This is a genomic window from Actinacidiphila alni, from assembly GCF_900112845.1.
Lineage (GTDB): Bacteria > Actinomycetota > Actinomycetes > Streptomycetales > Streptomycetaceae > Actinacidiphila > Actinacidiphila alni.
On sequence record NZ_FONG01000042.1, the window covers coordinates 1 to 18,293 of the forward strand.

The following is an 18,293-nucleotide window of genomic DNA, read 5'->3' on the forward strand; positions in this document are numbered from 1 at the left end:
ACCCCCGACGACGCCGCCCACCACACCGACGGAGTCGCAGTCCCCCACCCCAACCGAATAGCACCCTCGCGCCACCCGTACCCCCGAACCACCCGCACCCCCGAACCACCCGGACCCCGAACCGCCCGGACCGTGGGGAACAACCGGAGGGGGCCGGGGGCGCAGGGGGAGGGGGTCGAAATGCTGCCGGATATTTGTGGCGTGGAAGAGGGTGCGGGTACGGACGTACCAGAAGCGCCGTAAATATACCGATTTCGACCCCCTCTCCCGGAGCCCCCGGCCCCCGCCCCCGGACGACCCGCCCCGACCCCCCAACCTCGCCCCCGGACTACGCCGGATCGGCCGGATGCGGCGCGACCAGCGGAAGAGCCGAGGCGAGGCGCGCCTCGCACAGGCCGACCAGCGTGTCGTAAGCCGCCACCCCCATCAGCTCCGTCAGCTCCGCCCGGTACGACACATACACCGGCTCCCCCGCCCCGTGCGCCGACGTCGCCGACGTACACCACCAGTGCAGATCGTGACCCCCGGGCCCCCACCCCCGCCGGTCGTACTCCCCGATCGACACCACAAGCACCCGCGAATCATCCGGCCGGTCCACCCAGTCGAACGTCCGCCGGATCGGCAACTGCCAGCACACATCCGGCTTCGTCTCCAGCGGCTCCCGCCCCTCCCGCAACGCCAGCGCGTGCAAAGCGCACCCCTGCCCGCCCGCGAACCCCGCCCGGTTCGAGAACACGCACGCCCCGTCCACCACCCGCGTCTGCCGCTCCCCGTCCTCGTTCTCCATCGCCCAGGCGCCGTCGGCGCCCTCCGCGTGGAACTGCCACGTCTCCGGCGTGAGCCTCGCCACATGCTCCGCGACCCGCTTCTCGTCGTCGTCATCGGAGAAGTGCGCGCCGAGCGAACAGCACCCGTCGTCGGCCCGCCCGGCCACGATCCCCTGGCAGCCGCTGCCGAAGACGCACGTCCAACGCGACGTGAGCCACGTCAGATCGCAGCGGAAAACCTGCTCCTCGTCGGCGGGATCGACGAATTCGACCCATGCGCGGGCGAAGTCCAGCCCGGTCTCGTCGGGAACACCGGGCGCCGAGAGCCCGGAACCCTTGCCTGAACGCGGACTCTTCTTCTTGGCCTTGACGGCCTTCACCTTCGCCACGCGCCCAAGCGTAAGACCGGACGACCGGAATGCGCTGAATGGTCCGCGCGCCGCCCGCGCAACCAGCGCCCGCCGCGGCGCGCTAGCGTCATGCCCATGCGACTCGGAGTGCTTGACGTGGGTTCCAACACCGTCCACCTGTTGGTGGTGGACGCGCACCCCGGCGCGCGTCCACTGCCCGCGTACTCCCACAAGGCGGAGCTGCGCCTGGCCGAACTCCTCGACGAGCACGGCGCGATCAGCGACGCCGGCGTCGACCGCCTGGTCGGCACGATCGCCGACGCGCTGCGCGTGTCGGAGGACAAGGGCGCCGAGGACGTCCTGCCGTTCGCGACCTCTGCGGTGCGGGAAGCGGCCAACGGCGAGGCCGTCCTCGCCCGGGTCGAGGCCGAGACGGGAGTGCGCCTCACCGTCCTGTCCGGCGAGGACGAGTCACGGCTGACGTTCCTGGCGGTACGCCGCTGGTACGGCTGGTCGGCCGGCCGCCTGCTGGTGCTGGACATCGGCGGCGGCTCCCTCGAAGTCGGCTACGGCATGGACGAGTACCCGGACGCGGCCGTCTCGCTGCCGCTGGGCGCGGGCCGGCTGACCGGCGCGTGGCTGCCCGGCGACCCGCCGACCCCGGAGGACGTACGGTCGCTGCGCCGCCACGTCCGTGCCGAAATCGCCCGTACGGTCCCGGAATTCGCCCGGCTCGGCCGCCCTGACCACGCGGTCGGCACCTCCAAGACCTTCAAGCAGCTCGCCCGGATCGCGGGCGCGGCCCGCTCCGCCGAGGGCCCGTACGCCCAGCGCAAGCTGCGCCGTGACGTTCTGGAGGAGTGGGTGCCGCGGCTGGCCGCGATGACCGCGGCCCAGCGCAGCACCCTGCCGGGTGTCTCCGTCGGCCGGGCCGGCCAGCTCCTGGCCGGCGCCCTCGTCGCCGACGCGGCCATGGACCTCTTCGGCGTCGACGAACTCGAGATCTGCCCCTGGGCCCTGCGCGAGGGCGTCATCCTCCGCAAGCTCGACCTCATCTCCAACGAGGCCGCCCCGGGCGCCGCCCTCACCCGCTGGACCCCGTAACAGCGGCCCCCGGCACCCCACCGCGGCGGGCGGCTGCCCCGTGCGGCGGGGCCCGCGGCCTTACGCTGGTGCGCGTGGCTGAACCAACGGGTCGGAAATCGGAAGCCGCGGTGAGACGCGAAGGGCGCGGCGGCCGGGGCGCGCAGGAACGTCCCGCCGTGTCCGCACCCGCACCCGTGTCCGCTCCCGCGCCCGCATCCGCATCCGCGCCCGTGCCCGCGCCCGGTCCCGCCGTGGCGACCAGGCCCGGCCCGCCGGACCGCTCGGGCCCGGCGAAGGTCGTGCTGTCGACGGCGTCGGTGTACCCCGCCTCCACGGCCACCGCCTTCGAGATCGCGGCCCGCCTCGGCTACGACGGCGTCGAGGTCATGGTGTGGACCGACCCGATCAGCCAGGACATCGAGGCGCTGCGCCGCCTCTCCGACTTCCACCGGATGCCGATCGTGGCGGTGCACGCCCCGTGCCTGCTGATCGCGCAGCGCGTGTGGTCGGTCGACCCGTGGGTGAAGCTCCAGCGGGCCCGCGCCGCGGCCGAGCGGCTCGGCGCCGACACCGTCGTGGTGCACCCGCCCTTCCGCTGGCAGCGCGGCTACGCGCGGGAGTTCGTCGCCGGCATCCGGCGGATGGCGGGCGAGACGGACGTACGCTTCGCCGTCGAGAACATGTACCCGTGGCGCTACCGGGACCGCGAGATGCAGGCGTACGCGCCGGACTGGGACGTCACCCGGCACGACTACCCCGACCTGACCATCGACTTCTCGCACGCCGCGACCTCCCGCACCGAACCGTTCGGCCTGCTGGCGGCGATGGGCGACCGCCTCGCCCACGTCCACCTCGGCGACAGCACCGGCTCGGCCAAGGACGAGCACCTGGTGCCGGGCCGCGGCACCCTGCCCTGCGCAGAGCTGCTGACGGAACTGGCGGCGAGCGGTTACGACGGCCACGTCGTCGTCGAGGTCACGACCCGCCGCGCGATGTCCACGGCGGAGCGGGAGGCGGACCTCGCCGAGGCCCTGGCCTTCACGCGCCTGCACTACGCGGCCCCGGCCCCGGTCGGCGGAGGCCCGGCGTGACGGCGGCCAAACGCACCCCCGCACGCGAGGCCGCCGCACGCGAGGCCCCCGCACGGGAAGCCGCCCGGGAATCCGCCCCCCGCCGCCGCGGCCGCCCCGCGGGGACCAAGGCCGGCACCGCCGAGACCCGCGACCGCATCCTGGCCGCCGCCCGCGAGGAGTTCTCCGCGCGCGGCTACGACAAGACCTCCGTCCGCTCGATCGCCAAGGCGGCGGGCGTCGACTCCGCCCTGGTCCACCACTACTTCGGCACCAAGGAACAGATCTTCGGCGCCGCCATCGAGCTGTCCTTCGCGCCCGCGATGAACATCCCCGACCTGGTCGCGGCCGGCGGCATCGACGGCATGGGGGAGCGCGTCGCCCGCCTGATGCTCCAGATCTGGGAGAACCCGGTCTCGCGCGAGCCCCTGCTGGCCATCGTGCGGTCCGCGGTCACCAACGAGACGGCCGCCGCCGTCTTCCGCGGCATGGTCAGCCGCCGCGTCCTGGCCCGCCTCGCGGGCGGCCTCGACGTACCGGACCCGGAATTCCGGGTGCAGCTGGCCGCCGCCCAGCTCGTCGGCATCATCATGCTGCGGTACATCGTCCGGGTGGAACCCCTGGCGTCCGCGCCCCCCGAGGACGTGGTCGCGATGGTCGGCCCGGTCCTCCAGCGCTATCTGACGGCCGCGGACGTCCGCCCATAACGCCTCGTGGGACCGCGCGTCCCGCATTCCGGACCTCTCGTCCGGATCCTGGGCGACGGGCGTACGCTCGATGGTCAAGCAGCAGCAGTACGAGCCAAGTGAACCCAAGGGAGTGGACACCGTGCCCGAGCTGAGGTCACGTACGGTCACCCACGGCCGCAACATGGCGGGCGCCCGCGCGCTGATGCGCGCCTCCGGCGTCGCCAACAGCGACATCGGCAAGCCGATCATCGCGGTCGCCAACAGCTTCACCGAGTTCGTACCGGGTCACACCCACCTCCAGCCGGTCGGCCGGATCGTCTCCGAGGCGATCAAGGCGGCCGGCGCGGTGCCGCGCGAGTTCAACACGATCGCCGTGGACGACGGCATCGCGATGGGCCACGGCGGCATGCTCTACAGCCTGCCCTCCCGCGACCTGATCGCCGACTCCGTCGAGTACATGGTCCAGGCGCACTGCGCGGACGCGCTGATCTGCATCTCCAACTGCGACAAGATCACCCCGGGCATGCTGATGGCCGCGCTGCGCCTCAACATCCCGACCGTCTTCGTCTCCGGCGGCCCCATGGAGGCCGGCCAGGCCACGCTGGTCGACGGCACCGTCCGCAAGCTGGACCTGATCAACGCGATCGCCGACGCCGTCAACGAGAACGTCTCGGACGAGGACATCCTCCGCATCGAGGAGAACGCCTGCCCGACCTGCGGCTCCTGTTCCGGCATGTTCACCGCCAACTCGATGAACTGCCTCACCGAGGCGATGGGCCTGGCCCTGCCCGGCAACGGCTCGGTGCTCGCCACCCACACCGCCCGCAAGGCGCTGTACGAGAACGCCGGCCGCACCGTCGTGGAGCTGACCAAGCGGCACTACGAGCAGGACGACGCCACGGTGCTGCCGCGCGCCATCGCCGGCCGCGCCGCCTTCGACAACGCCATGGCGCTCGACATCGCCATGGGCGGCTCCACCAACACGATCCTGCACCTGCTGGCCGCCGCCCAGGAGGCGGAGCTGGACTACGGCCTGGACGACATCAACGCCGTCTCGCGCCGCGTCCCCTGCCTGGCCAAGGTCGCGCCCAATGTCGCGCCCGGCGGCACGTACTACATGGAGGACGTGCACCGCGCCGGCGGCATCCCCGCCATCCTCGGCGAGCTGTACCGCGGCGGTCTGCTCAACGAGGACGTGCACACCGTGCACTCCCCGTCCGTCAAGCAGTGGCTGGACACCTGGGACGTGCGGGGCGGCGCGGCCTCCGCCGAGGCCGTCGAGCTGTGGCACGCGGCGCCCGGCTGCAAGCGCTCCGCCGAGGCGTTCTCGCAGTCCGAGCGGTGGGAGTCGCTGGACACCGACGCGGCCGGCGGCTGCATCCGCGACGTCGCCCACGCCTACTCCGCCGACGGCGGCCTGGCCGTGCTGCGCGGCAATCTGGCGGTGGACGGCGCGGTCGTGAAGACCGCGGGCGTCGACGAGTCCATCTGGACGTTCGAGGGCCCGGCCGTGGTCTGCGAGTCGCAGGAGGAGGCCGTCGAGAAGATCCTCGCCAAGAAGGTCGCCCCCGGCGACGTCGTGGTGATCCGCTACGAGGGTCCGCGCGGCGGTCCCGGCATGCAGGAGATGCTCTACCCGACCTCGTTCCTCAAGGGCCGCGGCCTCGGCAAGGTCTGTGCGCTGGTCACCGACGGCCGCTTCTCCGGCGGCACCTCGGGCCTGTCCATCGGCCACGCCTCCCCGGAGGCCGCGGCCGGCGGCACCATCGCGCTGGTCGAGGACGGTGACCGGATCCGGATCGACATCCCGAACCGCTCGATGGAACTGCTGGTGCCCGAGGAGGAGCTGGCCGCGCGCCGCGACGCCCTGGGCGGCGTCTACGCCCCGCGCGACCGCGTCCGCCACGTCTCCACGGCGCTGCGCGCGTACGCGGCGATGGCCACCAGCGCGGACCGCGGCGCGGTGCGCGACATCTCCAAGCTGGAGCGCTGACCCGGGCCGTCCGCGAGTCGACACGGCGGCGCCCCCGCACCGGTGACGGTACGGGGGCGCCGCCGTGCTTGCGCCGCGGGTGCGCTCAGAGGTGGTCGATGCCGGTCAGGTCGACGGTGATCCGGTACGGGACCGGCACCGCCAGCTCCTCGCGGTGCACGCCGGTGAGGGCGTACGCGCCGGTCGCCGCGTCCCGTTCGTGCACGTACACCATCGGCCGGTCGGTGACCGGGTCCTGCTCGACCCGCCAGAAGTGCGCGATGCCGGCCGTCGCGTACGCCTGGGTGGCGTCCGCCGCCCCGGCCCCGCCGCCCGCCTCGCTGTCGGCCTCACTGTCGGCCTCGCCGTCCGCCGGGACGACCTCGACGGCCAGCACCACCTCGTCGGTCTCCGCGTCCACGACCACGATGTCCGGCTCGGCCGCCGTCCGGTCGTCGACGACCACCGCCGCGTCCCGGCGCACCCACAGGTGCCCCGGGAGCGTACGGCGCAGGCTCGACGTCATCAGGTAGCGCGCGAGCGTGTGGAATGGCGCCCGGTGGCCGGCGGTGCCGGCTTCCGCAGTTAATTGTCCTTCCATGGGCAGCAAGTATGACCCGTGCGGGGTGCATGCCGTAGGCATATGCCAATTCGAGTGCTTGTCGGGACCGTGCCCCTGAGGGTGGCTAGCGGTGACGGCCGACGCGGGAACGGGCGCCGCGGGCCAGGAGCAGGCCGCCGAGCAGCAGCGAAGCGGCGGACAGGCCCGCCGCCCACCGCACCGGGCTGCCGGTGTGCGGCAGCTCGCCGCCGCCACCGGGCGTACCCGTGCCCGTATCCGTGCCCGGCACGGTGACGGGGGCGGAGGACGTGGGCGTCCGGGTCGGCGTGCGCGTCGGCGTCCCCGTCTCCGTCGGGGTGGGCGTGCCGGTGGTCGGGGTCTGCGTCGGGGTTTCGGTCGGGGGAGTGACGGTCGGCGTCTCGGTGGGCGGTGTCGTCGTGGGCGTCACGGTCGGCGTTTCCGTGGTCGGCGTCACGGTCGGGGTCTCCGTGGGCGTCTCCGTGGGCGTTTCCGTCGGCGGCGTCGTGTGGATCGAGTTCGTCGGCGTCGGGGTCGTGGTGTCGCAGCTGACCGCGACGTGCCCGAGCCTGAGGTCGACCAGCGGCCCGTCGTACGCGGGCGCGCCCGCCGTGTCCGTGAACGTCCCGCTGATCGTGATGTCCACGCCCGCGTCCGCCGCGGTCAGACCCGGCGTCGGGGAGCCGCCCGGCGGGTGCTGGTACGGCTGGTACGTCACCGTCAGCGTGCCGCCGCCGATCCCCGGGGCGCCCATCTCGGCGCCCGTCACGGGAATGGTCGTCGTCCCGACCGGCACGGTGTGCCCGAGCACCTCGATCACCGAGCCGTCGGTGCGCGCGTACGCGAAGGCGAACGGCCCGACCGGCGGCGGCACGCACTCCGCGTACGCGTCGAGCGAGCCCACGGTCAGGAAGTCGGGCGTGCCGGAGTTGAGGGCGAGCGTGAAGCCGCCGGCCTGCGCCTCCGCGTAATTGCGGGCCTCCTCCGCGTTGGTCCGCGCCGTGGTGGCGCCGACCACCGTCATGTGGCCGAGCACCCCGGACGGGTCGGAGAAGTCCCCGGGGTCCTCGCCGGTCCCGGCCGCCGACGCGGCGGTCCCGTACCGCCCGCTGAAGCCCGGCACCCCCAGGGGCGGCGCGGGGGTGAGCGTCAGGTCCACCAGTTCGGCCGTCGCGGCCTCCCCGGCGGCCCGCGCCGCCCCCGTACCGATCGCCAAGGTGCAGGCCGCGACCGCCAGCGAGGCGGAGGCGACCCCCAGAACGCACTGCGTGATCCGCGGCCGACGCCGGGTACGGGACGGGCCCGTGCGAATGTCTGACATGACGTCAGGAGAACGCATCGGGCGCCGGAACAATCCGATCATCCGCCGAACGGGTGTGTCACGCCCGTTCCCTCACGCGTCCCCGTCCCGCGGGCCGTCCCGCAGGTCCGCCCGTACGTACACCGGCGGCACGTCCTCCAGCACGATCCGCCGCAGCTCCTCCGGGATGTCGTCCAGCGCCACGACCTGCATCGCGTCCGCCAGCTCCACCTCCGCCGCCGCGGCCATGAACGCGTCGGCCGCCGCCGCGTCCGTACCCGCCGGCTCGGCGTCCGCCTCGTACGCCACCAGCACCTTCTCGCGCGCGTCCGCCACCTGATAGCGGGTCAGGTACACCCGGCGCACCCCGCCCACGGCCGCGACCCGCGGCAGCGCCGCCGCCACCAGCGCGGGCTGCCGGTCCCCGCCCTGCTTGATCCGCACCGGCGCCCCCGCCGGGAACGGCTGCCCCGCCGCGATCACCGCGTCCCGCTCCGCCGCCGCCACGTACAACGGCGACGCCGCCCGCGGATCGATCACCAGCCCGCACTGCACCGGCAGCCGCATCAGCAGCTCCGGCACGGTGATCTGGAACAGCCGGTACTCCTCCGGCAGATCCCGCCTGATCTCCTCCGGATCCGTGTACGCCACCGCGCACGGCTCCCCACCCACATCGGTGAACAACGGCTCCGGCCCCCGCTCCGTGCTCCGCACCCCGATCAGCACATTGCTGTCCGCGATCCGGAACACCAGCGCGCTCACCGGCAGCGCGCCGCCGCTGTCCCCGCCTCCCGCAGCCCCACTCACAGCCCGACCTCTCCTTCGCCGTACGGCCAGTCCTTCGGCAAAGGGCTGGTGATGCTCACGAAACGGGAGTCGCCGAGGAAAAGTGACGGCTTCTGTCCCGGCCTGGGGCCGGTCGCCGTCAGCACGACCGACTCGGGAAACGCGAACGTCTCCCGCAGCTCCGCGATGTGGAACGGCCGAGCAAGGACCAGGTCCCAGTACCCGAAGTGCCAGTCGATCACGTACCAGTCCCGCTCGATCCGGTTTCCCCACCCCACTTCGGCGGCCACGACCGCGTCCAGGTGGGCGTGCGGATTGTCGTCCGTGCCCGCGGGCGGGATCACCACCGGTGTTCCGTCCCGCCCGGTCACAGCGCGATCTCCCCTTCGCCGTACGGCCAGTCCTCCGGCAGCGGCGAGTGGACCGTCACGTACCGGTCCGTGTCCGTCAGCAGCAGCCGTGCCTTCTCCCGCGGGTGACCGGGGCGCGGCATGATCGCGTACAGCTTGATGTTCGGCGGGAAGCCGAACGTCCGCCGCAGCGCGTCCACATGGAGCGGGTACAGAAAACTCAGACTGCGGTCGTCCAGCAGCGGATCGGACCGTCCCCACTGCGCCAGCACGCGGTTGCCCCAGCCGATCTCGGCCGCGACCACCGGGGCCAGGTGCGCGTGCGGCTCGCTCGCGGTCCCTTCGGCGCTGATACGCACCCGCCCGTCGCCCGTCGCGCTGTCCCGTGCGTCGCTCATTCGGTTCACCTGCTCGGTGCTGTGGCATCGACGCCCGCCTGGACGCCGCGCACGGTGCCGTAGCCCAGCCCGCTGACGAAGGAGACGCCGGACTTGAAGGTGTTCTCCGTCTGCTGATTGGTCAGGATCGGTGAGCCCGACGGCAGATCGAAGTTGCTCAGCGGAATGTGCCCGCCGCCGCTGGTGTCGGCGACGACCTTGTTCACCATGGGCAGCACATTGCCGCTGGAGTCGATGACGGAGACCCGGCCCGCCGCGATGTGGTCGGCGAGCCCCGGCACGAAGAACTGCGGCTGACCACCCGCGCCGAACTGCGAGTTGGCGCGCGCCACACCCGTGGCCGCCGGGGTGTCGGCATTGAAGCGGATCGTCACCCCTTCAGTGCGGTACTCGTGCAGGATCCGGCCCGGTTGCAGGTCGGACGGCCCGACCTGGACGCCCCGGCTGATCTCCGCGGAGTCCAGACCGAGCTTGGCCATCGTCCCCTCGGGCACCGCGAAACCGGTGAGCGCCGGGTGCAGGACCTCCGCCTTCGACCCCGCGGGAAGCACGGTGTCGTGGAAGACGTCGATCCCCGGGTAGCCGCCGGAGCCTTGCCAGGCACGCGCCTGGAACGACGGCAGGCCCCGCGCGGTCGACCGGCCCGCGCTCCAGCCGTCCATCGCCTCCGAGAACCCGTTGCGGAACGAACCGAAGAACGACGACCCGTCCGCGAACCCGCCGCCGAAGCCGGTCAGCAGTCCCTTGGCGCCGAAGCGCAGCTCCGTCGACATCTGGGTGAGCTTCCCCCACGCGGTGAACGGCAGCGCGCGGATCAGCCCCGGCAGCGCGGTCTTGCCCTCCCAGGCGACCTTGGCAAGATTGCCGAGCCCCTTCAGCGCGCCCCAGCCGGCGCCCAGGATGTGCACACCCGCACCCAGCAGGCCGCCCGCCTGGAAGGCCGTCTTCAACTCCGCGAGCGTCGTGAGCCCCTTCGTCATCGGAATACAGCTCAAAGCGGCCAGCGCCACATCCCACAATGAGGCTCTGCCCTGCGAATACTCGTACAACGTGTCCGCCAGGACGAGCAGCGCTGCCGCGAAGACGATCCAGGCGATCGGGCCGCCGATGATCAGCGCGATGATGCCGCCGACGGCCACCACGATCTTGGCGACGACGATCAGCCCGTGCCACACCTTCGCCGCCAGCTCGCCGAGCTTGTGCCAGAACGAGTCCGGCGGGATACCGGCGTTGGCCGCGTCGTGCAGGCTCTTGCCCGCGGTGTCGGCCGCGGTGTTCCGCAGCTCGGCCGCCTGCCCGGCCAGCTTCTTCGCCGCGTCGAGCTGCGCCTGCGGCCCGCTGAGCTGGGCGTTGAGCGAACTGACCTGATTCTGCGCCGCCGTGTGCTTGCGCGCCTGCTCCTTGACCTGCTCCGGGTCCGGCGGCTCGGGGGAGTGCGGGGCGGGCTTGTTCAGCGCGTCCAGCGCGGCGCCCGCGGTGCTGAGCTGCGCGTGCAGCGACTGCACCGTGTCGTACACCTCGCGCGCCTGCGTCAGCGCCCGGTCCGCCTGGCCCTGCGCCGTCTCCAGGCTGCCCGCGTACGTGTCCAGCGCGTCCGCCGCCCGGTGGTGCGAGTCGGCGACCTTGTCGAGCTGACCGGGGAACTTCCCGATCGCGTCCTTGAAGACGTCGCCGGCCGCGCCGATCCACGTCATCGTCGCCTGGTCACCGGCCAGCCCCCGGACGCTGCGGGCCGCCGACTCCGCGTCGTCCGCGATCGACCGCGTACGCCGCGACAGCTCCCGTATCCGGTACGGGTCGCCGGGCGTCGGGTCGTCGTGCAGGTCCAGGACGTGCCAGTCGGTGGGCCGGGCCATCAGGAACGCTCCGCATCGTGAGTGATCGGATCGTGAGTGACCGCACCATCGCCGACCAGCAGATCGGCGGTGCGGAAGAGCCGGAAGGTGCCGGTGATCGCGTCGAACACGTCGATCAGGGCCGGCGCCACCTCCACCGCGGGGCTGCTGCACGAGACGATCGCGACCCGGTTCACGTCCCGCAACGGTACGAACGTCTGCATCGTCACCACCCGCAGCGCCCGCCCCGTCGCTGGGTCCTCGACGTCCTCCACCCCGTACGACCGCGCCGCCGGGCCCGCCTCCGGCAGCTCCAGCGTCGTCACCTCGGTCCACGGGTCGCCCTCGTTCTTCGCCGTACGCGGCGTCAGCGGCGCCATCAGCGGGCCGAGCCGGTCCTCGGCGTCACTGCGCGCGTCGGCCGGGCCCGCCACGAAGGACACCGTCACGCACGCCGGCAGCAGCCCGTCCGCGACCGGCTCGGCCATCACCGCGCAGTACACCGCGCCCGCGTCCCACGCGTCGGCCGCCTGCCGGCGGATCAGCCGCACGATGTCCGCGCGGCGCTCGCGCAGCTCGGGCAGGTCCGTGATCCGGGCGTTCACCAGATCCGCGGCCGAGGCCGCCCGGGTGGCCGGGCGCACATCCACCTCGAACCACGTGCCCGGCACGCGGATCGCGTACCCCACCCCGACGTCCAGCCGCGGGCCCCCGCCCTCTGCGCCCATCACTGCTGGCCCTTCGTGCCGTCGCGCAACTGCTTCGCGAGGTCCTCGTCCACCTTCGTGTACGCCTTCACGGCCTCGGTCACCATCGAGGCCAGCGTCTCCGCGCTGTGCTCCACGTGCTTGCGGCCGTCCCGCCAGTGCTTCTCGAAGTGGTGCATCGCGTCGCGTACGGTGCCGTGGCCGTAGTCCGCGTCGTACGAGTCGATCACCGACTGGCTGGAATCGAGCCCCTGCTTGATCCGCAGCAGCTGGCTGCCGAAGCCGTCGAGCGCCACGAGGTCGTAGCCGAGGTCAGTCACTGGTTCTCCCGGGGCGTGCGGTGCGGGCGGGCGTCCGAGCTTACGTAAGGGGACGCCGGGGGCACAGGGGCGGGTTCCGCCCCGCCTCCCGGTACGGCGGTCCGGGACCCTACCGTTTTCGGTCATAATCGACCGTGTGGACAACGTGAGCGAGACCCTCGGCGAGGAGCGGGCGGCGGCGGTGCCGACGCCCGCGCGTGGCGAGCCCCGGCCCGAGGAGATCCGCTTCTTCGGTACGACGTGGGTCGCGCACGACGGCGGTTACGCCTGGCGGCGGGCCGGGGTCGCCGTCGGGTCCCTGCTCGCCACCGCCGTGGGGGCGCTCGTCCTTCGCTTCGGCTTCCAGGGGCTCGCGGACGCGGAGATCGGTGCTTTCGTCACGTTCCTGGCCATCGCCGGCTTCGCCGTCTGCAGCGCGCTCGCCTTCCAGCGGACCTGGCAGTCCTTCTCGCGGCGGCGGCCGCCCGCTGCCGACGCGGACGCGGCGCGGTCAGCGCAGGGCCTTGTCGCCGTGGGCTTCCTCGGCATCCTCCTCGCGTACTTCGTCCGCAGCCTCAGCGAGGCCCCGGGCGAGGCTCTCTGCCGAGCGGAGTACGAGGCCGCGCTCTCTGCTCACGCCAGGAAGAAGCCCAAGCGCAAGCGGCGCTAGCCGCTTCGCGTCTTTGCCGTGTCTTTCCCGCCCGCCCTCCCGTGCGGGTGCGTTGGCGTCTGCGGGCGCCACTCGTCGTGGGTCGGTGCCACCGCGGGGTGCCTCCTCGAGCTGCGTGCGGAACCCTTCTTGGAGGATTCGGTGCCCTGGTGTCGGCACGCAAATCTGCGGGGGCACCCCACGGCGGCCCCTCCTCGCCGTTGGCGGCTGCCGGCCACTGGGGGGTGGGGTGAAAGACCGTGAGGGCGCCCGGTGCCTGTGGTGCCCTCTGGGTACCGATGTCGCCCCGGGTCACCCATGGGCACCCCTGTTGGGCACCGCATTCCCCGGGCGCCCAACCTGGTCTTTGACCTCTCACCCCAGTGGTGGGGAGGACGCCGACGGCGAGGAGGGGCCGGGTCGGGGTGTCCCCGCAGATTTGCGTGCCAACACATGGTCACCGAATACGTATGAAGGGTGCCGCACGCAGCTCGAGGAGACACCCCGGCCCGGCACCGACCCCCGCACAGGCGGCACCCTCCCCCTACCTTCGGCGGGGGGACCCCCACCGCACACGCACCCGCACGGGAGGGCGGGCGGGCAAACGCACCCCGGAGGGGCAAACGCACCCTGGAGAGGGAACCCGGATCAAGCCCGCCGCGCAGCGGCGACCGTGCCGACGGCACCGACGACCGCAGCGACGACCGCCCCGTGCCACACCCCGGTCCAGACGGACCCGAAGAACCCTTGACTGGTCAGCACCTGCCGTATGACAAAGTCACTGACCAGCATCAAAGAGCCCGGCACCGCCGCCACCCGCCAAGGATGCTCCCGCGCCCACCGCCGTATGCGGTGATCCCTCCCGGACCGCCCGGCACCGGACCCGGACCCGGCACCGGAGTAGCCGAGCACAGCCCCCGCCCCGCCCACGCAGTAAAAAAGCAGGGCCCCGACGGACAACGCACCAGCCAGCACGCCGAGCCCGAAGTGCCCGTGCACGAGGTGCAGGGCCAGGGACACCCCACCCCCGATCGCACCGACAGCAGCAGCGGGCCGCCAAGGCCCCAGCGTCGCCGAGGCCACGGCCAACTGCCGCTTCTCGACACGGGATGCAGCAACTTCTCGGGATGAACGCCTCATACCGCAACGGTCCTGCGCGCCCGCCATGAACGCCATAGGGGATAACCCTGACCCGCCCCGAAGGCCCGCCCCGAGGACACCCCTCACCACCGGCGCCGCCCGAGCCCGGTCGGAACCCCCGCCCGGAGGGCGCAGAGCTTGACGCGCACCCTGTCACGGGTGTTTATTCATCACATGATGAATAAAGCCCCCGGACCCGCCATCGAGGCCGCCGGCCTCCGCGTCGTACGCGGTGGCCGCACCGTGCTCGACGACCTCTCGTTCACGATCCCGCCCGGCCGCATCACCGGCCTGCTGGGACCGAGCGGCTGCGGAAAATCCACCCTGATGCGGTCGATCGTCGGCTCGCAGGCCCACGTCACCGGCACGCTGAACGTGCTGGGGCACCCGGCGGGCCATCGCAGCCTCCGCCCGCGCCTGGGGTACGTGACGCAGGCGCCGTCGGTGTACGCCGACCTCACCGCCCGGCAGAATCTCGACTACTACGCCTCCGTCCTCGGCATCGCGCACCGCGACCGCGCCGCGCAGGTCGAACGCGCGCTGACCGACGTCAATCTGATGTCGCACGCCGACAACCTCGCCGCGAATCTGTCCGGCGGCCAGCGCGGCCGCGTCTCGCTGGCGGTGGCGCTGCTGGGCGAGCCGGAGCTGCTGGTGCTGGACGAGCCGACGGTCGGCCTGGACCCGGTGCTGCGCCGGGACCTGTGGGAGCTGTTCCACCACATCGCGGACGACCGGGGCGCGACCGTACTGATCTCGTCGCACGTGATGGACGAGGCCGAGCGCTGCCACCGCCTGCTGCTGATGCGCGAGGGCCGGATCCTCGCCGACGACACCCCGGACGCGCTGCGCGAACGTACCGGTTCGGAGACCGTCGAGGAGGCGTTCCTGCGCCTGGTCGACGAGGCCAACAGCGAGGCCGGCAGCGAGGCGAACGGCAACGCCGGGAGCACGGCGAGGACCCCCGCACAGCAGACCAAGGCCGATGCCGGCGCCGCCCCCACTGAATCGAGCGCGCGATGAACCTCGACCGCACCCTCGCCACGGCCCGCCGCGTCCTGCGCCAGCTCAGCCACGACCCGCGCACGATCGCCCTGATGCTCGTCGTCCCGTGCGTGCTGCTGACGCTGCTGAAGTACGTCTTCGACGCCAGCCCGCAGACGTACAACTCGGCCGGCGCCTCCCTGCTCGGCATCTTCCCGCTGATCACGATGTTCCTGGTCACGTCCATCGCGACGCTCCGCGAGCGCACCTCGGGCACGCTGGAGCGGCTGCTGTCGATGCCGCTGGGCAAGGCCGACCTGCTGGCCGGCTACGCGCTGGCGTTCGGCGCCGTCGCCGTCGTCCAGGCCGCGCTGGCCACCGGCCTGTCGGTTCTCGCGCTGGGCCTCGACGTCACCGGCTCGTCCTGGCTGCTGCTGGTCGCCGCGCTCGCCGACGCTTTCCTCGGCACCGCGCTGGGGCTGTTCATCAGTGCCTTCGCGTCGAGCGAGTTCCAGGCCGTGCAGTTCCTGCCGGCGGTGCTGCTGCCGCAGATCCTGCTGTGCGGGCTGTTCGTGCCGCGCGGCGACATGCAGCCGGTGCTCAGCGGCCTGTCGGACGTGCTGCCGATGTCGTACGCGGCCGACGCCACCACGCAGATCGTCCACCACACGGGTGTGACCGGCGACTTCGTCCGCGACCTGATCATCGTGGCCTGCTGCGCCCTGCTGGCCCTCGGCCTGGGCTCGGCGACCCTGCGCCGCAGGACCGAGTAGGACCGAAGAGCGAGTAGGACCGAAGAGGTGGAGAGCGGGTGACCGAGGGGCGGACGCGGACTGCTTGCCGTGTCCGCCCCTGCGAGGATGAACGGGAAGACCGCCCGTCCCGCAGTACCGCGTGAGGTGAGCCGCCACCATGACCGCCCAGCACACCCCGGACGCCGACACGGCCCAGGAGAAGCAGAAGGTCGCCGTCCTCGGCACCGGCAAGATCGGCGAGGCCCTGCTGTCCGGCATGATCCGGGCCGGCTGGGCCCCCGGCGATCTGCTCGTCACCGCCCGCCGCCCGGAGCGCGCCGAGGAGCTGCGGTCCCGGTACGGCGTCGAGGCCGTCGGCAACGCCGAGGCGGCCAAGGCCGCCGACACCCTGATCCTGGCCGCCAAGCCGCAGGACATGGGCGCCCTGCTCGACGAGCTGGCCGCGCACGTACCCGCCGACCGCCTCGTCATCAGCGCGGCCGCCGGTATCCCGACGTCCTTCTTCGAGGAGCGCCTCGCCGACGGCATCGCGGTCGTACGCGTCATGCCGAACACCCCAGTGCTGGTGGACGAGGGCATGTCGGTGATCTCGGGCGGCCGGCACGCCACCGAGACCCATCTCGCCCGCACCGAGGCGATCTTCAAGCCGGTCGGCAAGACACTGCGGGTGCCGGAGAAGCAGCAGGACGCGGCGACCGCCCTGTCCGGTTCCGGCCCCGCGTACTTCTACTACCTCGTCGAGGCCATGACGGACGCGGGCATCCTGCTCGGTCTGCCGCGCGCCCAGGCCCACGACCTCATCGTGCAGTCCGCGATCGGCGCGGCCGTGATGCTGCGCGACAGCGGCGAGCACCCGGTCAAGCTCCGCGAGGCCGTCACCTCCCCGGCCGGTACGACGATCAACGCCATCCGCGAGCTGGAGAACCACGGCGTACGGGCCGCCCTGCTGGCCGCGCTGGAGGCCGCCCGCGACCGCAGCCGCGAGCTGGCCTCCGGCAACGGCTGACCCGGACCGGGTACCGCCGCCGGTGCTACGGGGCCGGCGGCAGCAGCCCGATCGCCCGGTAGGCCGCGTCGACGGTCGGCCGGGCCAGCGCACGGGCGGCCGCCGCGCCGTCCCGCAGCACCCCGTCCACGTACGACGGGTCCGCGCTGAACTCGGCGTGCCGCGCCTGCAACGGCCGCAGCAGTTCGACCACCGCCTCCGCCGTGTCGCGCTTGAGGGCGCCGTACGAGTCGTAGTCGTCGGCCAGCGTCTGCGGCTCCTTGCCCGTGCAGGCGGCCAGGATGTCCAGCAGGTTCGCCACCCCGGGCCGCTCGGCCCGGTCGTACTCCACCCCGCCGGTCCCGCTGTCGGTCACCGCCCGCATCACCTTCTTGGTGATGGTCGCGGGCTCGTCGAGGAGATAGATGATGCCGGCGGTCGCGTCGTGCGACTTGCCCATCTTCCCGGTCGGGTCCTGGAGGTCCATGACCCGCGCCGCCACGGCGGGCGGCGTCGCCCGGGGCACGACGAAGGTGTGCCCGTACCGCTGGTTGAAGCGTTCCGCCAGCGTCCGCGTCAGCTCCACGTGCTGCGTCTGGTCGTCCCCGACCGGCACCTCGTCGGCCCCGTACGCCAGGATGTCCGCCGCCATCAGCGCCGGATACGTCAGCAGCGACAGCCGTACGCCCTGCCCGGCCGCCTGCGCCCGCGCCGTCTTCTCCTTGTACTGGATCATCCGCCGCATCTCGCCGTCGGTGGCCACGCACTCCATCACGTACGACAGCCGCGCGTGCTCGTCCACATGGCTCTGCACGAACACCGTGCACACCTGTGGATCGAGCCCGGCCGCCAGCAGCAGCCCCGCCGCCTGCCGGGTCAGCCGGCGTACGCGGGCCGGGTCGTGGTCGACGGTGAGCGCGTGCAGGTCCACCACGCAGAACAGCGACTCCGCCCGGTGCTGGTCCTCGTCGGCCCACCGCCGGATGGCGCCGAGGTAGTTCCCGAGGGTGAGGTGGCCGGTCGGTTTGACCCCACTGAAGATGCGCGTCATGGCTGCTGTCTCCTGCTTCCGCTGCTGAGTGGTGGGTGTGCTGGTCGGGTACGGGTCGGGCTGAGTACCGCGGACCACCGCCCACTGCGGCCGGGACAACGAAAACGGCCGCCGAGGCGGCGGCCGTTGGATGCATGCGTGACTCCGGGCCGCCTCTAGGCGGCCCACCATTGGGTGTCGTGCGCATGCGTCGTCATGGGGGCCAGAGTAGACCCCTGGGGAGGGGCACGGCGGCGATTTGACACTCCCAGGGCCCGTGCGTAACGTTCCCCGGGTTGTCCGAGCGTGAGCGCCGACCCCGGTCGGTCCCCGGACAGCCATCCCGCAGCAAACACTCGCACGACAACGACGGCCGACTTCGGTCTCCCGTAGGCGTTCGCGTGTGCGCATTCGGAATGGGAGCACGCGAGAAGCGAAAGCGCCGATTTGGTTCGGCCGCCAAACTTCCGCTAAAGTCTCACTCGTCGGAACGGCCCAACAGCCGGAAAGACAAGCCCCGCTGACTGGGGGTCAGACACTGGAAAGCGTCTGATAGAGTCG

General features: G+C 72.5%; 18 protein-coding genes. 8 read left to right on the plus strand and 10 right to left on the minus strand.

Annotation, left to right across the window (positions count from 1 at the left end; genetic code table 11):
- Positions 1–328: 328 nt before the first annotated feature.
- Positions 329–1,156 carry a hypothetical protein gene (locus BM076_RS35205; protein WP_093717855.1) on the minus strand — a complete coding sequence of 276 codons (828 nt, stop codon included), beginning with the start codon at positions 1,154–1,156 and terminating at the stop codon, positions 329–331.
- A 96-nt stretch (positions 1,157–1,252) separates the two neighbouring features.
- Between BM076_RS35205 and BM076_RS35210 the strand changes: the two genes are divergently transcribed.
- From BM076_RS35210 to ilvD, 4 genes are all read left to right on the plus strand, one after another.
- Positions 1,253–2,221 carry a Ppx/GppA phosphatase family protein gene (locus BM076_RS35210; protein WP_093717856.1) on the plus strand — a complete coding sequence of 323 codons (969 nt, stop codon included), beginning with the start codon at positions 1,253–1,255 and terminating at the stop codon, positions 2,219–2,221.
- A gap of 233 nt (positions 2,222–2,454) precedes the next feature.
- The gene (locus tag BM076_RS35215; RefSeq protein WP_093717857.1) at positions 2,455–3,294 is read left to right on the plus strand and encodes a sugar phosphate isomerase/epimerase family protein; all 840 of its coding nucleotides are present in this window, start codon (positions 2,455–2,457) and stop codon (positions 3,292–3,294) included.
- Positions 3,291–3,980, plus strand: a complete 690-nt coding sequence (locus BM076_RS35220; RefSeq protein ID WP_093717858.1) for a TetR/AcrR family transcriptional regulator — start codon at positions 3,291–3,293, stop codon at positions 3,978–3,980. Before BM076_RS35215 ends, BM076_RS35220 begins: the two co-directional genes overlap by 4 nt.
- A 121-nt stretch (positions 3,981–4,101) precedes the next feature.
- Positions 4,102–5,955, plus strand: coding sequence for a dihydroxy-acid dehydratase (gene ilvD, locus BM076_RS35225; RefSeq protein WP_093717870.1), 1,854 nt, complete (start codon positions 4,102–4,104; stop codon positions 5,953–5,955).
- Between the two features lie 85 nt (positions 5,956–6,040).
- Here the strand turns inward: ilvD and BM076_RS35230 are convergent, their stop codons facing one another.
- The 8 genes from BM076_RS35230 to BM076_RS35265 form a co-directional block, all read right to left on the minus strand.
- Positions 6,041–6,460: a hypothetical protein gene (locus BM076_RS35230; RefSeq protein ID WP_322937152.1), complete on the minus strand. Its 420-nt coding sequence runs from the start codon at positions 6,458–6,460 to the stop codon at positions 6,041–6,043.
- Between the two features lie 160 nt (positions 6,461–6,620).
- Entirely contained in the window at positions 6,621–7,835 is a 1,215-nt protein-coding gene (locus BM076_RS36990; RefSeq protein WP_177246774.1) for a hypothetical protein, read from the minus strand.
- Positions 7,836–7,907: 72 nt separating this feature from the next.
- Positions 7,908–8,621 carry an enhanced serine sensitivity protein SseB C-terminal domain-containing protein gene (locus BM076_RS35240; protein ID WP_093717860.1) on the minus strand — a complete coding sequence of 238 codons (714 nt, stop codon included), beginning with the start codon at positions 8,619–8,621 and terminating at the stop codon, positions 7,908–7,910.
- Positions 8,618–8,971 carry a hypothetical protein gene (locus BM076_RS35245; RefSeq protein ID WP_143120735.1) on the minus strand — a complete coding sequence of 118 codons (354 nt, stop codon included), beginning with the start codon at positions 8,969–8,971 and terminating at the stop codon, positions 8,618–8,620. The genes BM076_RS35240 and BM076_RS35245 overlap by 4 nt, the downstream gene beginning before the upstream one ends.
- Positions 8,968–9,348 carry a hypothetical protein gene (locus tag BM076_RS35250; protein ID WP_093717862.1) on the minus strand — a complete coding sequence of 127 codons (381 nt, stop codon included), beginning with the start codon at positions 9,346–9,348 and terminating at the stop codon, positions 8,968–8,970. Before BM076_RS35250 ends, BM076_RS35245 begins: the two co-directional genes overlap by 4 nt.
- Positions 9,349–9,353: 5 nt before the next feature.
- Positions 9,354–11,204, minus strand: a complete 1,851-nt coding sequence (locus BM076_RS35255) for a putative T7SS-secreted protein (RefSeq protein ID WP_093717863.1) — start codon at positions 11,202–11,204, stop codon at positions 9,354–9,356.
- On the minus strand, positions 11,204–11,911 hold the full coding sequence (locus BM076_RS35260) for a hypothetical protein (RefSeq protein ID WP_093717864.1): 708 nt from the start codon (positions 11,909–11,911) through the stop codon (positions 11,204–11,206). The genes BM076_RS35255 and BM076_RS35260 overlap by 1 nt, the downstream gene beginning before the upstream one ends.
- The gene (locus BM076_RS35265; protein ID WP_093717865.1) at positions 11,911–12,210 is read right to left on the minus strand and encodes a hypothetical protein; all 300 of its coding nucleotides are present in this window, start codon (positions 12,208–12,210) and stop codon (positions 11,911–11,913) included. The genes BM076_RS35260 and BM076_RS35265 overlap by 1 nt, the downstream gene beginning before the upstream one ends.
- A 145-nt stretch (positions 12,211–12,355) precedes the next feature.
- On the opposite strand from BM076_RS35265, the gene BM076_RS35270 reads away from it, so the two are divergent.
- The 4 genes from BM076_RS35270 (at position 12,356) to proC (ending at position 16,723) form a co-directional block, all read left to right on the plus strand.
- The gene (locus tag BM076_RS35270; protein WP_245796680.1) at positions 12,356–12,859 is read left to right on the plus strand and encodes a hypothetical protein; all 504 of its coding nucleotides are present in this window, start codon (positions 12,356–12,358) and stop codon (positions 12,857–12,859) included.
- 1,293 nt (positions 12,860–14,152) lie between these two features.
- A complete protein-coding gene (locus tag BM076_RS35280) occupies positions 14,153–15,001 on the plus strand; it encodes an ABC transporter ATP-binding protein (protein WP_407640755.1) in 849 nt (282 codons plus the stop codon).
- A complete protein-coding gene (locus tag BM076_RS35285; protein ID WP_093717867.1) occupies positions 14,998–15,735 on the plus strand; it encodes an ABC transporter permease in 738 nt (245 codons plus the stop codon). Before BM076_RS35280 ends, BM076_RS35285 begins: the two co-directional genes overlap by 4 nt.
- A gap of 139 nt (positions 15,736–15,874) precedes the next feature.
- A complete protein-coding gene (gene proC, locus BM076_RS35290) occupies positions 15,875–16,723 on the plus strand; it encodes a pyrroline-5-carboxylate reductase (protein ID WP_093717868.1) in 849 nt (282 codons plus the stop codon).
- A 25-nt stretch (positions 16,724–16,748) separates the two neighbouring features.
- Here proC and trpS read toward each other — a convergent pair whose 3' ends face one another.
- Positions 16,749–17,753 carry a tryptophan--tRNA ligase gene (gene trpS / locus BM076_RS35295; RefSeq protein WP_093717869.1) on the minus strand — a complete coding sequence of 335 codons (1,005 nt, stop codon included), beginning with the start codon at positions 17,751–17,753 and terminating at the stop codon, positions 16,749–16,751.
- Positions 17,754–18,293 lie beyond the last annotated feature (540 nt).